The sequence below is a fragment of the Ideonella aquatica genome, assembly GCF_018069755.1.
GTDB classification, from domain to species: domain Bacteria; phylum Pseudomonadota; class Gammaproteobacteria; order Burkholderiales; family Burkholderiaceae_C; genus Ideonella; species Ideonella aquatica.
The window spans coordinates 23,061-35,461 of sequence record NZ_JAGQDE010000008.1; the positions used below are offsets into that span (position 1 = coordinate 23,061).

The 12,401-nt window shown below is 67.4% G+C and carries 12 protein-coding genes and 1 pseudogene; 2 read left to right on the forward strand and 11 right to left on the reverse strand.

Annotation, left to right across the window (positions count from 1 at the left end):
- Positions 1 to 5: 5 nt before the first annotated feature.
- The 6 genes from KAK06_RS10635 to KAK06_RS10660 form a co-directional block, all read right to left on the reverse strand.
- Positions 6 to 1,118 carry an ABC transporter ATP-binding protein gene (locus KAK06_RS10635; protein WP_210802056.1) on the reverse strand — a complete coding sequence of 371 codons (1,113 nt, stop codon included), beginning with the start codon at positions 1,116 to 1,118 and terminating at the stop codon, positions 6 to 8.
- A 20-nt stretch (positions 1,119 to 1,138) separates the two neighbouring features.
- Positions 1,139 to 2,254 carry a polyamine ABC transporter substrate-binding protein gene (locus tag KAK06_RS10640; protein ID WP_210802057.1) on the reverse strand — a complete coding sequence of 372 codons (1,116 nt, stop codon included), beginning with the start codon at positions 2,252 to 2,254 and terminating at the stop codon, positions 1,139 to 1,141.
- A 173-nt stretch (positions 2,255 to 2,427) separates the two neighbouring features.
- Entirely contained in the window at positions 2,428 to 3,840 is a 1,413-nt protein-coding gene (locus KAK06_RS10645; RefSeq protein WP_210802058.1) for an aspartate aminotransferase family protein, read from the reverse strand.
- A 28-nt stretch (positions 3,841 to 3,868) separates the two neighbouring features.
- Positions 3,869 to 5,236: a glutamine synthetase family protein gene (locus KAK06_RS10650; protein ID WP_210802059.1), complete on the reverse strand. Its 1,368-nt coding sequence runs from the start codon at positions 5,234 to 5,236 to the stop codon at positions 3,869 to 3,871.
- Positions 5,237 to 5,326: 90 nt separating this feature from the next.
- Positions 5,327 to 6,121 carry a gamma-glutamyl-gamma-aminobutyrate hydrolase family protein gene (locus KAK06_RS10655; RefSeq protein ID WP_210802060.1) on the reverse strand — a complete coding sequence of 265 codons (795 nt, stop codon included), beginning with the start codon at positions 6,119 to 6,121 and terminating at the stop codon, positions 5,327 to 5,329.
- Between the two features lie 14 nt (positions 6,122 to 6,135).
- Positions 6,136 to 7,431 (reverse strand): NAD(P)/FAD-dependent oxidoreductase, encoded by a 1,296-nt coding sequence (locus tag KAK06_RS10660; protein WP_210802061.1) that lies wholly within the window; start codon positions 7,429 to 7,431, stop codon positions 6,136 to 6,138.
- A gap of 210 nt (positions 7,432 to 7,641) precedes the next feature.
- On the opposite strand from KAK06_RS10660, the gene KAK06_RS10665 reads away from it, so the two are divergent.
- Entirely contained in the window at positions 7,642 to 8,121 is a 480-nt protein-coding gene (locus KAK06_RS10665) for an Lrp/AsnC family transcriptional regulator (RefSeq protein ID WP_210802062.1), read from the forward strand.
- Between the two features lie 30 nt (positions 8,122 to 8,151).
- Here KAK06_RS10665 and KAK06_RS10670 read toward each other — a convergent pair whose 3' ends face one another.
- The 4 genes and pseudogenes from KAK06_RS10670 to KAK06_RS24670 all read right to left on the reverse strand — a co-directional run bounded on the left by KAK06_RS10670 (position 8,152) and on the right by KAK06_RS24670 (position 9,542).
- Positions 8,152 to 8,697: a hemerythrin domain-containing protein gene (locus KAK06_RS10670; RefSeq protein ID WP_210802063.1), complete on the reverse strand. Its 546-nt coding sequence runs from the start codon at positions 8,695 to 8,697 to the stop codon at positions 8,152 to 8,154.
- 163 nt (positions 8,698 to 8,860) lie between these two features.
- On the reverse strand, positions 8,861 to 9,157 hold the full coding sequence (locus KAK06_RS24660) for an arginase family protein (protein WP_375140888.1): 297 nt from the start codon (positions 9,155 to 9,157) through the stop codon (positions 8,861 to 8,863).
- An 85-nt stretch (positions 9,158 to 9,242) separates the two neighbouring features.
- Positions 9,243 to 9,359: pseudogene (locus tag KAK06_RS24665) on the reverse strand (agmatinase); the annotation flags it as partial.
- Between the two features lie 3 nt (positions 9,360 to 9,362).
- Positions 9,363 to 9,542, reverse strand: a complete 180-nt coding sequence (locus KAK06_RS24670; RefSeq protein ID WP_375140889.1) for a hypothetical protein — start codon at positions 9,540 to 9,542, stop codon at positions 9,363 to 9,365.
- A gap of 250 nt (positions 9,543 to 9,792) precedes the next feature.
- Between KAK06_RS24670 and aceA the strand changes: the two genes are divergently transcribed.
- The gene (gene aceA / locus KAK06_RS10680; protein ID WP_210802064.1) at positions 9,793 to 11,109 is read left to right on the forward strand and encodes an isocitrate lyase; all 1,317 of its coding nucleotides are present in this window, start codon (positions 9,793 to 9,795) and stop codon (positions 11,107 to 11,109) included.
- An 80-nt stretch (positions 11,110 to 11,189) separates the two neighbouring features.
- Here aceA and gbd read toward each other — a convergent pair whose 3' ends face one another.
- A complete protein-coding gene (gbd, locus tag KAK06_RS10685) occupies positions 11,190 to 12,338 on the reverse strand; it encodes a 4-hydroxybutyrate dehydrogenase (RefSeq protein ID WP_210802065.1) in 1,149 nt (382 codons plus the stop codon).
- Positions 12,339 to 12,401 lie beyond the last annotated feature (63 nt).

Here is a 12,401-nt window from a genome sequence, read left to right on the forward strand (position 1 = left end):
CGTCCTCATTGGGTCAGCACCACGTGGGCCGAGCGCGACCAGTGCGCCCAGACCGTATCGCCCCAGGTCAGCTCGTCGTCGCGCTGGCGCACGGTGTTGGCCTGGCTGACCTTGAGCATCGCGCCGCTGGCCAGCTTGACCCGGTAGACGGTGAAGCTGCCGAAATAGGACATCTCCTCGATCGTGCCCTGCACCGCGTTGAAGTCGTCGGCCGGCTTGTGGCGCGACAGGTGGATCTTCTCGGGGCGCAGCGCCACCGTGACCGGCATGCCCTCGGTGCCGGTGATGCCGTGGCCGACGAAGTGCTTGCAGTCCTCGCAGCCGATGATCACGTGATCGGCGTAGTCCTCGTCCAGCGTGCCTTCCATCAGGTTGACGTTGCCGATGAAGTCCGCCACAAAACGGGTCTGCGGGGTTTCGTAGATCTCGGAGGGCGAGCCCACTTGCAGGAAGCGACCTTCGCTCATGACCGCCACGCGCGAGGCCATGGTCATGGCCTCTTCCTGGTCGTGGGTGACCATCACGCAGGTCACGCCGACCTGCTCGATGATGTTGACCAGCTCGATCTGGGTCTGCTCACGCAGCTTCTTGTCGAGCGCGCCCAGCGGCTCATCGAGCAGCAGCATCTGTGGCTGCTTGGCCAGGCTGCGCGCCAGCGCCACGCGCTGCTGCTGGCCGCCCGAGAGCTGGTGCGGCTTGCGCTTGGCGAACTTGCCCAGTTGCACCAGCTTGAGCATGGCGTCGACGCGTGCCGCCACCTCGTCCTTGGGCAGGCCGTCGCGGCGCAGTCCGAAGGCGATGTTGTCCCACACCGTGAGGTGCGGGAACAGCGCGTAGGACTGGAACATCATGTTCAGCGGCCGCTCGTAGGGCGGCAGCCCGGCCAGGTCCTGGCCGTTGAGGATGATTCGACCGGAGGTGGGCGTCTCGAAACCCGCCAGCATGCGCAGCAGCGTGGTCTTCCCGCAGCCCGACGAGCCGAGCAGGGCGAAGATCTCGCCCTTGGCGATGTCGAGGCTGACATGGTTGACGGCCTTGTAGCCGCTGAAGTCCTTCACCACGTCCTGGATCTGCAGGAACTGGGCGTCGGTGCTGGCGCTGGCGGGAGAGGGGCTCATGGTGCTCCGGTCGCGAGGCCTCAGAGGCCGGTCTTGAACGAGGTGAAGGTGCGCGTCATCAACCGGCGCAGGTCATTGTTCAGCGAGTCTGGCGGCACCATCTTCTTCATGTCTTCATCCGACAGGAAGACGGTGGGGTTGGCGGCCACCTCGGGCTTGACGAACTTCTTCGACTCCTTGTTGGGGTTGGCGTAGAACACCTTGTTGGTCAGCTGCGCATGCACTTCGGGGCGCAGCACGTAGTTGATCCACTTGTGGGCGTTGCCGGGGTGGGCGGCATCGGCCGGGATGACCATCACGTCAAAGAACAGCAGGCCACCGGTCTTCGGGATCAGGGCCTGGATGTTCTGGCCGGTCTTGCCATCGATCGCGCGCTGACGGGCAATGTTGATGTCACCCGACCAACCCAGTGCCAGGCAGATCGAGCCATTGGCCATGTCGTTGATGTAGCCGGAGGAGCTGAACAGCGTGACGTTGGGGCGCACCGATTTCAGCAGTTGCGAGGCGGCCGCGTAGTCGGAGGGGTTCTTGCTGAACGACGGTTTGCCCAGGTAGTGCAGCGCGGCCGGCACCACTTCAGAGGCCGAATCCAGGAAGGACACGCCGCAGGACTTCATCTTCGAGATGTACTCGGGCTTGAAGACCAGGTCCCAGGCGTTGTCGGGCATGGGCGTGCTGCCCAGCGCGGCCTTGACCTTGTCGACATTGATGCCCACCGTGGTGTAGCCCCAGAGCCAGTCGACCAGGTAGTCGTTGCCCGGGTCCATGGCCTGGAGCTGCTTGAGCACGGTCGGGTCGAGGTTCTTCCAGTTGGGGATCTGGCTCTTGTCGAGCTTGCGCAGCAGGCCGCCATCGATCTGCAGCTTGGCCCAGTTGGAGGAGGGCACGACGATGTCGTAGCCGGTCTTGCCCGCCACCAGCTTGGCGTGGACGATCTCGTTGTTGTCGAAGTTGTCGTACCGGACCTTGATGCCGGTTTCCTTCTCGAAGTTCTTGATCGTCTCCTCGGCGATGTAGTCGGACCAGTTGTAAATGTTGAGGACCTTTTCCTCCTCCTGGGCTTGGACCGGGCCCACTGCGAGCAGCAGACTGGCGGTCGCCAGGGCGAGGACCGAACGGACGGATCTGAACTTCATGGTGGTGAGACCTCCGGGGTGGCTTGGGGTAGGTGGGTGACAGTGGCGGCCCTCAGCCGAGGCTGGGGATCGCGCCCATTCAGCGAACGAGTCTAGGTGGCGGTTGACCTGGGCTGCAACGGGGGATGCGAGGGATGTCGGGCGCCCACCACGGCGGCGGCACCCGAGCACGCTCACAGCCAGCCCTGGCGGTTGGCGTCGGCCAGCGTCAGGTCCAGGCACTTGCGCACCAGGGCCATCAGCTCGTCGATCTGTGCGCGCGACATCACCAGCGGCGGGGCGATGATCATGCGGTCACCGACGGCTCGCATGATCAGGCCGTTACCGAAGCAGTGACCCCGGCAAACCATGCCGACCTCCAGCTCCGACGGGAAGGGCGTGCCCTTCGCCTTGTCCTTGACCAACAGCAATCCCGCCATCATTCCGCAGTGATCGACGTCGCCCACCAGCGGGTGATCCCGCAGCGACTCGAACTGCTCAGCAAGATACGGGCCCACGTTGTCGCGCACATGCTCGACCAGGCGCAGTTGCTGGATCAGCTTGATATTGGCCACGGCCACCGCCGCGGCCACCGGGTGGCCCGAGTAGGTGAAGCCGTGGTTGAAGTCGCCGCCCTGCTCGATCAGCACCTTGGCCACACGGTCGCCCACCATCACGCCGCCCAGCGGGATGTAGCCCGAGGTCACGCCCTTGGCAAAGGTCATCAGGTCGGGCTTGGAGCCCATGGTCTGGCTGCCGAACCAGTGGCCGGTGCGGCCGAAACCGCAGATCACCTCGTCGGAGACCAGCAGGATGCCGTACTGATCGCAGATGCGCTGGATCTCGGGCCAGTAGGTCTCGGGCGGCACGATGACGCCACCGGCACCCTGCACCGGCTCGCCGATGAAGGCAGCCACCTTCTCGGGGCCGACCTCCAGGATCTTGGCCTCCAGCCATCCCGCGGCCACCTTGCCGAAATCGGCACGGCTCATGTCGCGGCCGTTCTCGTACCAGTAGGGCTGGTCGATGTGGACGATGCCGGGAATCGGCAGGCCGCCCTGGGCATGCATGTAGCTCATGCCGCCCAGCGAGGCGCCGGCCATGGTGGAGCCGTGGTAGCCGTTCTTGCGGCTGATGATGACGTGGCGCTCGGGTTGGCCCAGGATGTCCCAGTAACGGCGGACCATGCGCACGATGGTGTCGTTGCCTTCCGAGCCCGAGCCGGTGAAGAACACATGCTCGAAGCCCGGCGGCGAGACCTGGGCCAGCAGCTCGGCCAGCTCGATCGACGGCGGCGTGGCCGTCTGGAAGAAGGCGTTGTAGAAGGGCAGCTCCTTCATCTGGCGCGTGGCGGCGTCGATCAGCGACTGCTGGCCGTAGCCGACGTTGACGCACCACAGGCCGCTCATCGCGTCGAGGATCTTGTGGCCCTCGCTGTCCCAGATGTAGATGCCCTCGGCCTTGGTGATGATGCGCGAGCCCTTCTTGTTCAGGCTGCCGAAATCGGTGAAGGGGTGCAGGAAGTGCTTGGAGTCGGCCTGCTGCCACTCGCGGGTGCTGCGCTGGGTCGCCACGGCGGGCGCCTGGATGACGATGTTGTCTTGCATGGTGTTGCTCTCGAATCAGGTCGGCAGGTCAGACGTGCAGAAGGAGGTGCTCGCGCTCCCACGGCGAGATCACCTTCATGAACTCGGCGTGCTCGATCTCCTTGACCTCGGTGTAGACGGTGACGAAGGACTCGCCCAGCACACTGGCCAGGTCCTTGTCGTCGCGCAGCAGGTTCAGCGCTTCGCCCAGGCTGCGTGGCAGCTGGTACTCGCCCAGGTAGGCGTCGCCCTTGCATTCGGGCGAGGGCGCGACCTTGTTCTTGATGCCCAGGTAGCCGCAGGCCAGCGTGGCGGCCAGCGCGACGTAGGGGTTGGCGTCGGCGCCAATCACGCGGTTCTCGATGCGCCGGGCCTGCGGCGAGGCCAGCGGGCTGCGGATGCCCACGGTGCGGTTGTCGGTGCCCCACTGGATGTTGATCGGCGCGGCGGTGAAGCGGGCCAGGCGGCGGTAGCTGTTCACATAGGGCGCGAACAGCGCCATGGCCGCCGGGATGTACTTCTGCAGGCCGCCGATGTACCAGTAGAACTCGTCGCTGGGGCTGCCGTCTTCCTTGCTGAAGATGTTGCGGCCGGTGGCCTTGTTGACCACCGACTGGTGGATGTGCATGGCGCTGCCGGGCTCGCCGGCGATCGGCTTGGCCATGAAGGTGGCGAACATGTCGTGGCGCAGCGCGGCTTCGCGCACCGTACGCTTGAAGAAGAAGACCTCGTCGGCCAGGCCCAGCGGGTGGGCGTGGAAGAAGTTGATCTCCATCTGGCCGGCACCGATCTCGTGGATCAGGGTGTCGACGTTGAGCTCCATCTTGTCACAGTAATCGTAGACGTCCTCGAACAGCGGATCGAACTCGTTGACGGCGTCAATCGAGTAGGCCTGGCGCGAGGTCTCCGAGCGGCCGCTACGGCCGATCGGCGGCTTCAGCGGCATGTCGGGGTCGGTGTTGCGGGCGACCAGGTAGAACTCGAGCTCGGGCGCGACCACCGGATCCCAACCCTCGGCAGCGTAGAGATCGCAGACCCGGCGCAACACCGAGCGTGGTGCAAAGGGCACCAACTGGCCGTTGCGGTCATAACAGTCGTGGATCACCTGGGCGGTGGGGTCCACGGCCCAGGGCACCAGACGCACCGAGGCCGGGTCGGGCCGCAGGTGCATGTCGTGGTCCATCGGGCTGATGACGTCGTAGTACGGTCCCTCCTCGGGGAACTCGCCGGTCACGCCCATGGCGACCACCGCCTCGGGCAGCCGCATGCCGCGGTCCTCGGTGAATTTCTCGCGCGGCAGGATCTTGCCGCGGGCCACGCCGGTGAGGTCGGGCACGAGGCACTCGATCTCGGTGACGCGGTGTTCATTGAGCCAATGTTCAAGCTCGTGGAAATTGAAAAGTTCTTTGCTGGCCATGTCGGCACCTGGTGGTTTCGCGCGCGGGTTGGGTGTGCTCCCCTGGATCAGGGAGCGCCGGGCCGCGCGGGCCCCGGCGTGTTCTGCGCCTCAGGCGCGGGTTGGCTGAGGGGCCCGGTGGCGGTCGCGGTAGGCCCGGCAGGCCTGGCCGAAGGCGCCCAGCATGGCCATCGACTGCGGGTTGTCGGCCGCCAACCACTCGGGGTGCCATTGCACGCACAGGCTGAAGCCCGGCGCGCTGGCCACCGAGAAGGCCTCGACCAGGCCATCGGGCGCACGCGCCTCGACACGCAGGCCCTCGGCCAGCCGGTTCACCGCCTGGCCATGGACCGAGTTGACGCTGAACTGCGCACCGGCACCGAAGAGGCCAGCCAGATGCCCCCCCGGCTGCACCGTCACCGGGTGGGCGGCGCCATAGGCCTCGGCCGCGGGCGCGCCTTCGCGGGGGCGGTGGTCGTCGTGGCCGTCCACCTCGTGCACCGCCTGGTGCAGTGAGCCACCCAGCGCCACATTGGTTTCCTGCGTGCCACGGCAGATGCCGAACAGCGGGATGCCGCGCGCCAGTGCGCGGCGGATCAGCGGCAGGGTCCAACCGTCGCGCAGCGGATCCAGCGGCAGGGCGGGGTTGTACACCTCTTCGCCGAAATGGCTGGGGTGCACGTTGCTGGGCGAGCCGGTGAGCAGCACGCCGTCGGCCATGTCGAGCAGGGTATCGATCTCGGCGGCCTCGGCGGCGGGCACCACCAGCGGCAGCGCGCCGGCCAGCCGGACCGCGTCAACGTACTTCTTGCCGGCGATGTGGAAGGGGTGTTCGCCCAGCACGCGGTTGCAGGCCGGCACCAGCACGACCGGCTTGGTGGCGGGGGTGTCAGGGGGCAGGCTCATGTCGTTCATCGTGCTCATCCCAACAGATCACGCAGGCGGTACCAGGCCATGCCCAGCACCAGGGCCGGCGTGCGCAGCAGCCGCCCGCCCGGGAAGGGATGGTGCTTCAGGCGGGCGAAGACGTCAAAGCGCGAGGCATCGCCGGTCATGGCTTCGGCCACCAGGCGACCGGCCAGGCCGGTCAGCGCCAGGCCATGGCCCGAGAAGCCCTGCAGGTAATACAGGTTGCTGCCCAGGCGGCCGAAGTCGGGCGCGCGGTTCATGGTGATGTCGACAAAGCCGCCCCAGGCGAACTCGATCTTCGCGTCGCGCAGCTGCGGGAAGGTGCCCGCCATGCGCTGGTGCATGCTGGCCGCCAGGTTGGGCGGCGTCATCGTGCTGTAGCTGACGCGGCCGCCGTAGAGCATGCGGTGGTCGTTGGTGGTGCGGAAGTAGTCGAGCACGAAGTTGGTGTCGCACACCGCCGAGCGGCTGGGCACCAGCGAGTCGGCCAGACCGCTGTCCAGGGTCTCGGTGCAGACGATGTAGGTGCCGACCGGCATGATGCGCGGCTCGAGCTGCGGCGCCACGCCCTGCAGGTAGACATTGCCGGCCAGCAGCACTTGGCGCGCCCGGACCTGGCCCTGTGCGGTGCTCAGGCTGACGACCTCGCCCGGCTGCAGTGCGGTGACCGGGCTGTCCTCATGGATGCGCACGCCCGCGGCCGCTGCGGCACGGGCGATGCCCAGCGCGTACTTCAGCGGGTGCAGGTGGCCGGAGCGCGGATCGTGCAGACCGCTGTGGTAGCGCGGGCTGGCGATCCAGTCCTGGATGGCCGATGGGGCCACCAGCGTGAACTGCGCACCGTAGACACGCGCCATGCGATCGGCCCAGGCGGCCAGCGCCGCGCCCTTGCCGGCCGACGTGGCCACGCCCAGGTAGCCATCGCGCCAGTCGCAGTCGATGGCGTGCTCGGCAATGCGCTGGCGCAGCAGATCGAGCGCCTCAATCGACATGTCCCACACGCGCCGGGCGTCATCCAGGCCCAGTTGGGCCTCGATGGTCTCCTGGTCGCAGGCCAGGCCGTGGATCGCCTGGCCGCCGTTGCGGCCGCTGGCGCCCCAGCCGACCTGGCGGGCCTCCAGCAGCACCACCTGTCGGCCGCGCCGTGCCAGGTCCAGCGCCGCGCACAGGCCGGCCAGACCGCCGCCGACGATGGCGACATCACAGTCGACCGCACCCTGCAGGGCAGGAAAGGTCTGGGTGCGCGGGGCGGTGGCAGCGTAGTAGGACTGCCGGGCAAGATCGCGGTCGACGCTCAGGAAACTCATACGTTATGCGCTAGGCAAGCCCTCTGGCGGTGATGTTCTCTATCGAGCAAGCTTCAGACCAACAAGATCATTGCCGATCAGTCTGCTGCCCCGAAAAATCGTTGGAAGGCAGTGTAGGCGCCGGCACGCGCAATGTGCTTGCGCGCCGACCCCGGAGGAACCCGGTCTGGCGCAATTTCATGCGAGGATCTGTGCGAAGATCGCACGATCATGCGAAGCAGCTCCCCCCGCCTGCAATTGGATGCGATTGACCGGGCCATCCTGACCCAGTTGCAGCACAACGGAAAGCTCTCCAATGTGGAGCTCGCGCAGCGGGTCCACCTGTCGCCATCCGCCTGTCTGCGGCGCGTGAAGCAGCTGGAGGAGGCGGGCGTGATCGCCCAGACGGTGGCGCTGCTGAACCCCAAGGCGGTGGGCCAGCACGGCACCAGCTTCACGATCATCAACCTCGAGTCGATGACCAACAGCCTGCTCGAAGCCTTCGAGCAGGCGGTGCGCGACGAGCCGCAGATCCTGGACTGCTATTACCTGACCGGCTCGAACGACTACATGATCCGCTTCACCTACCGGGACGCGGAAGACCTGGAGCGCTTCCACACCCAGGTGCTGATGCGCCTGCCAGGCGTGGAGCGGTCGAACTCGATGCTGGTGCTGCGCACCGTCAAGAAGACCACCGCGCTGCCGCTGTAGCGCGGCGGCGCGGGCGCTGGCTCAGACCATTCAGCCGGCGTAGGCGCGGCGCTGCTCGGCCAGGCGGCGGCCCAGGCCGTCCACCTCATCCGACAGCGCACGGCGCGCCTGCGGGTAGATCAGCGACTCCTCGAGCGCGATGTGGTCATGGTAGAGGGCTGTGAACACCTCAACCCCGGCGCGCAGCGCATCCAGGTCATACCAGCTGTAGCCGTCGGCCACGGCCGAGAGCTGCAGCGCCAGCTCGCGCCAGTCCTCTTCCAGCCAGCCATGGTCCAGCTGCAGGCGCTGGACGTGGCGCACCAGCTCCAGGTCCTGACCGGCCAGCAACGGCGGGAATACGGTGCGCTCCTCGTCGCGGTGGTGGTCGTGGGCTTCGGTCTCGAAGAAGCGCATCACCGCCGCGGCCATCTCGCGCGCGGGTGCGTCGACGCTGTGGCGCTCCAGGTGATCGATCAGCCGGTTCAGCACCTGCAGGTGTTCGATCACCCGGGCATGGCAGGCATCAAGCGCCTCGAACGGAGCGAGGCGGGCCTGCAGCTGACGCTGCAGTTCGGGGGTCAGGGCCTGGGCCATGGCGGGATCCTCCGGCGACGTTGCGATGGCCCATTCTTCGGGTCCGATCAGGTGTCGCCCTTGTCCGATGTCAAAGGCCCTCGGGGCTGTTGCGCGCCGCGCCGCTCTGGTGCGCGGGTTGCACCAGGGCGGCGCAGCGCGGCACCAGCCTGGTTCGTCCGGTCTACAGCCCGGCCAGGCGCCGCTGCCCGCACAGCCAGGTCCACACCGCATGGGCGGCGGCCAGGCTGCTCAGCTCGGCGTGGTCGCAGGGCGGCGCCACCTCGACGCAGTCCATGCCGACACAGGGCAGTGCACACAGCTCCTCGACCAGGGTCAGCAACTGGCTGCTGCACAGGCCGCCCGGCTCGGGCGTGCCGGTGCCCGGGGCAAAGGCCGGATCCAGGCAGTCGATGTCCAGGCTCAGGTACAGCGGCGGTCGGCCCCGCGCTTCCCAGCGCTGGCGGATGGCCTGGACCACGGGCGCCAGGGCCGCTGGGCTCGCCGAAGTGGTCGTCCCAGGTGTCGCAGTGGGCCTCGAAGTGCACCACCGCCAGCGGCTGGCCGAGGTGCGCACGGTAGGCGCGCAGCAGCGGCAGCATGATCGAGTGGTCACCGTCCAGCCAGGCCATGCGGTGACGCTGCAGCAGCGCCGGCAGCTGCGGCATCAGCGCGGCGCGCATGCCTTACAGGCTGGTGTGGGGCAGCGGCAGGTCGCCCGCATCGGCCGGCACACCATCCAGGTCCAGGCCAAACAAGGGGTGGGTGCCATCGCACAGCATGTGGCTGGCCTGGCGGATGGCGGCGGGCGCGAAGCGGGCGCCGGGGCTGGGCACCGGAGCGAGTGTCGGCAGGGCGCAGGGCATCCCGATGGTCTGCGTGTTTACCATGACGAAATGGGGATTGCGCGATGTGAAATGCGGGGATGCTGCAGCGCCGCAAAATTTCTCATTTTGGAAAATGCGGTTCCACACTGCGATACGTCGCTTCTAAGCTGTTGTTTTTATTGAAATGAAAAAGTAGTCTTATATAAGACACAAGTGTTCGCGCAAGCCCGGCTCGCGGTAAGCTAGGCGCCATCTTGATCCTCACTTCCCCCCTGCCAGGAGAGCTTAGATGACCCGACTGACCCGCGAACAACAGATCGCCGCCCTCGAGAAGGACTGGGCCGAGAACCCCCGCTGGAAGCTCGTCAAGCGCGGCTACAGCGCCGCTGACGTGGTGCGCCTGCGCGGCAGCCTGCAGCCCGAGTACACGCTGGCCCAGCGCGGTGCCGAGAAGCTGTGGGAGAAGGTCAACGGCGGCGCCAAGAAGGGCTACGTCAACGCCTTCGGCGCGATCACCGCCGGTCAGGCCATGCAACAGGCCAAGGCCGGCCTGGAAGCCGTGTACCTGTCGGGCTGGCAGGTCGCTGCCGACGGCAACACCAGCGAAACCATGTACCCCGACCAGTCGCTCTACGCGTACGACTCGGTGCCCACCATGGTCCGCCGCATCAACAACACCTTCAAGCGTGCCGACGAGATCCAGTGGAGCCGTGGCATCAACCCGGGCGACGAGCAGTTCGTCGACTACTTCCTGCCGATCGTCGCTGACGCGGAAGCCGGTTTCGGCGGCGTGCTCAACGCCTTCGAGCTGATGAAGAACATGATCGCCGCGGGCGCTGCCGGCGTGCACTTCGAAGACCAGCTGGCCGCTGTCAAGAAGTGCGGCCACATGGGTGGCAAGGTGCTGGTCCCGACCCAGGAAGCCATCGAGAAGCTGATCGCCGCGCGCTTTGCCGCCGACGTCATGGGCGTGCCGACCATCGTGCTGGCCCGCACCGACGCCGAGGCCGCCAACCTGATCACTAGCGACCACGACGCCAATGACAAGCCCTTCCTGACCGGCGAGCGCACCCAAGAGGGCTTCTACCGCGTCAAGAACGGTCTGGAGCAGGCCATCAGCCGTGGCGTGGCCTACGCGCCCTACGCCGACCTGGTGTGGTGCGAGACCGGCGTGCCCGACATCGGCTTCGCCCGCGAGTTCGCGCAGGCCGTGCACGCCGCCTGCCCGGGCAAGCTGCTGAGCTACAACTGCTCGCCCTCGTTCAACTGGAAGAAGAACCTGGACGACAAGCAGATCGCCTCGTTCCAGGAAGACCTCTCGGCGCTGGGCTACAAGTACCAGTTCATCACGCTGGCCGGCATCCACATCAACTGGTACAACACCTTCCAGTTCGCCCACGACTACGCCCGCGGCGAAGGCATGAAGCACTACGTGAACCAGGTGCAGGAGCCCGAATTCGCGGCCCGCGACCGCGGCTACACCTTCGTGTCGCACCAGCAGGAAGTCGGCGCCGGCTACTTCGACGACGTGACCACCGTCATCCAGGGCGGCTCGTCCAGCGTCAAGGCGCTGACCGGCTCGACCGAGGAAGAGCAGTTCCACTGATCGGATGAAAGTCGCCCGCCGACCGCGGGCGCACCTCGGGCCCGGCCGCCACCAGCGGCCGGGCTTTTTTCATGGGCGACTCACAGCGAGGCGTGCAGCATCGCGCGGTACTCGTCGGCCGTGGCCACGCGCGGGTTGGTGCCGTGGCAATGGTCGGCCATCGCGCCGGTGATCACGCGGTCGAACAGCTCCGGCGTCACGCCCAGCGCGCCCAGACCGCTGGGCAGGCCCAGGCGGGCGTTCAGTTCACGAACGGCCTCGGCCAGCTCGGTGCCCTGGCTGTCACAGCCCGGCAGGCCGATGGCCTGCGCCATGCGCTGCAGCCGCCGCTCGCGCTGGATGCTGTCGGCATCGGCATTGAAGCGGATCACGGCCGGCAGAAACATCGCGTTGAGCGTGCCGTGGTGCAGGCGCGGGTTCACGCCACCCAGGCTGTGGCTCAGGCTGTGCACCGCACCCAGGCCTTTCTGGAAGGCCATCGCGCCCTGCATGCTGGCGCTCATCATCTGCCAGCGCGCCTCGCGGTCCTGGCCGTCGCGGGTGGCGCGCTCGATGTGCGCCCAGCCGCGCGCCAGGCCATCCAGGGCGATGCCATCGGCGGGGGGGTTCACGGCGGCGGCCATGAAGGTCTCGAAGCAATGGGCCAGCGCGTCCATGCCGGTGGCGGCGGTCAGCGCGGGCGGCAGGCCCAGCGTCAGCGCCGGGTCCAGCAGCGCAGCCTTGGGCAGCAGCAACCAGCTGTGGAAGCCCAGCTTGCGGCCATCGTCAACGATGATGATGGCGCCGCGCGCCACCTCGCTGCCGGTGCCGGCGGTGGTGGGCACGGCGATCAGAGGCGCCACGCGGTCGGTGATCTTTGGGCTGCCGCCCTCGATCGTGGCGTAGGTCTTCAGCGGGCCCTCGTGGGTGGCGGCAATCGCCACGCCCTTGGCCAGGTCGATGCTGGAGCCGCCGCCCACGGCGATCAGGCCGTCGCAGCCCTCATCGCGGTACTGGGCAACGGCGGCGCGCACCGCGGCCTCGGTGGGGTTGGAGGGCGTGCGGTCGAACACCGCGTTTGGCAGGTTGCCCAGCGCGGCCAGGGCCTGGTCCAGCACGCCGGCAGCGCGCACGCCGGGGTCGGTCACCACCAGTGGGCGGCGGATGCCGATGCGGGCGCACTCGGCAGGCAGTTGGGCGACCACGCCGAAGTCGATGTCGATCTGGGTGAGGTACAGAATGCGGGCCATGACGGAGTTCGGGAGGGAGGAGGGCACAGTATGCTCAGGCCTGCGCCTGTGTGCCCCCGAGAC

Excerpts from the sequence above, each read along its gene's own strand:
- KAK06_RS10635 (WP_210802056.1), bottom strand. The coding sequence starts at position 1,118 with ATGAGCCCCTCTCCCGCCAGCGCCAGCACCGACGCCCAGTTCCTGCAG.
- KAK06_RS10640 (WP_210802057.1), bottom strand. The coding sequence starts at position 2,254 with ATGAAGTTCAGATCCGTCCGTTCGGTCCTCGCCCTGGCGACCGCCAGT.
- KAK06_RS10645 (WP_210802058.1), bottom strand. The coding sequence starts at position 3,840 with ATGCAAGACAACATCGTCATCCAGGCGCCCGCCGTGGCGACCCAGCGC.
- KAK06_RS10650 (WP_210802059.1), bottom strand. The coding sequence starts at position 5,236 with ATGGCCAGCAAAGAACTTTTCAATTTCCACGAGCTTGAACATTGGCTC.
- KAK06_RS10655 (WP_210802060.1), bottom strand. The coding sequence starts at position 6,121 with ATGAGCCTGCCCCCTGACACCCCCGCCACCAAGCCGGTCGTGCTGGTG.
- KAK06_RS10660 (WP_210802061.1), bottom strand. The coding sequence starts at position 7,431 with ATGAGTTTCCTGAGCGTCGACCGCGATCTTGCCCGGCAGTCCTACTAC.
- KAK06_RS10665 (WP_210802062.1), top strand. The coding sequence starts at position 7,642 with ATGCGAAGCAGCTCCCCCCGCCTGCAATTGGATGCGATTGACCGGGCC.
- KAK06_RS10670 (WP_210802063.1), bottom strand. The coding sequence starts at position 8,697 with ATGGCCCAGGCCCTGACCCCCGAACTGCAGCGTCAGCTGCAGGCCCGC.
- KAK06_RS24670 (WP_375140889.1), bottom strand. The coding sequence starts at position 9,542 with ATGCCCTGCGCCCTGCCGACACTCGCTCCGGTGCCCAGCCCCGGCGCC.
- aceA (WP_210802064.1), top strand. The coding sequence starts at position 9,793 with ATGACCCGACTGACCCGCGAACAACAGATCGCCGCCCTCGAGAAGGAC.
- gbd (WP_210802065.1), bottom strand. The coding sequence starts at position 12,338 with ATGGCCCGCATTCTGTACCTCACCCAGATCGACATCGACTTCGGCGTG.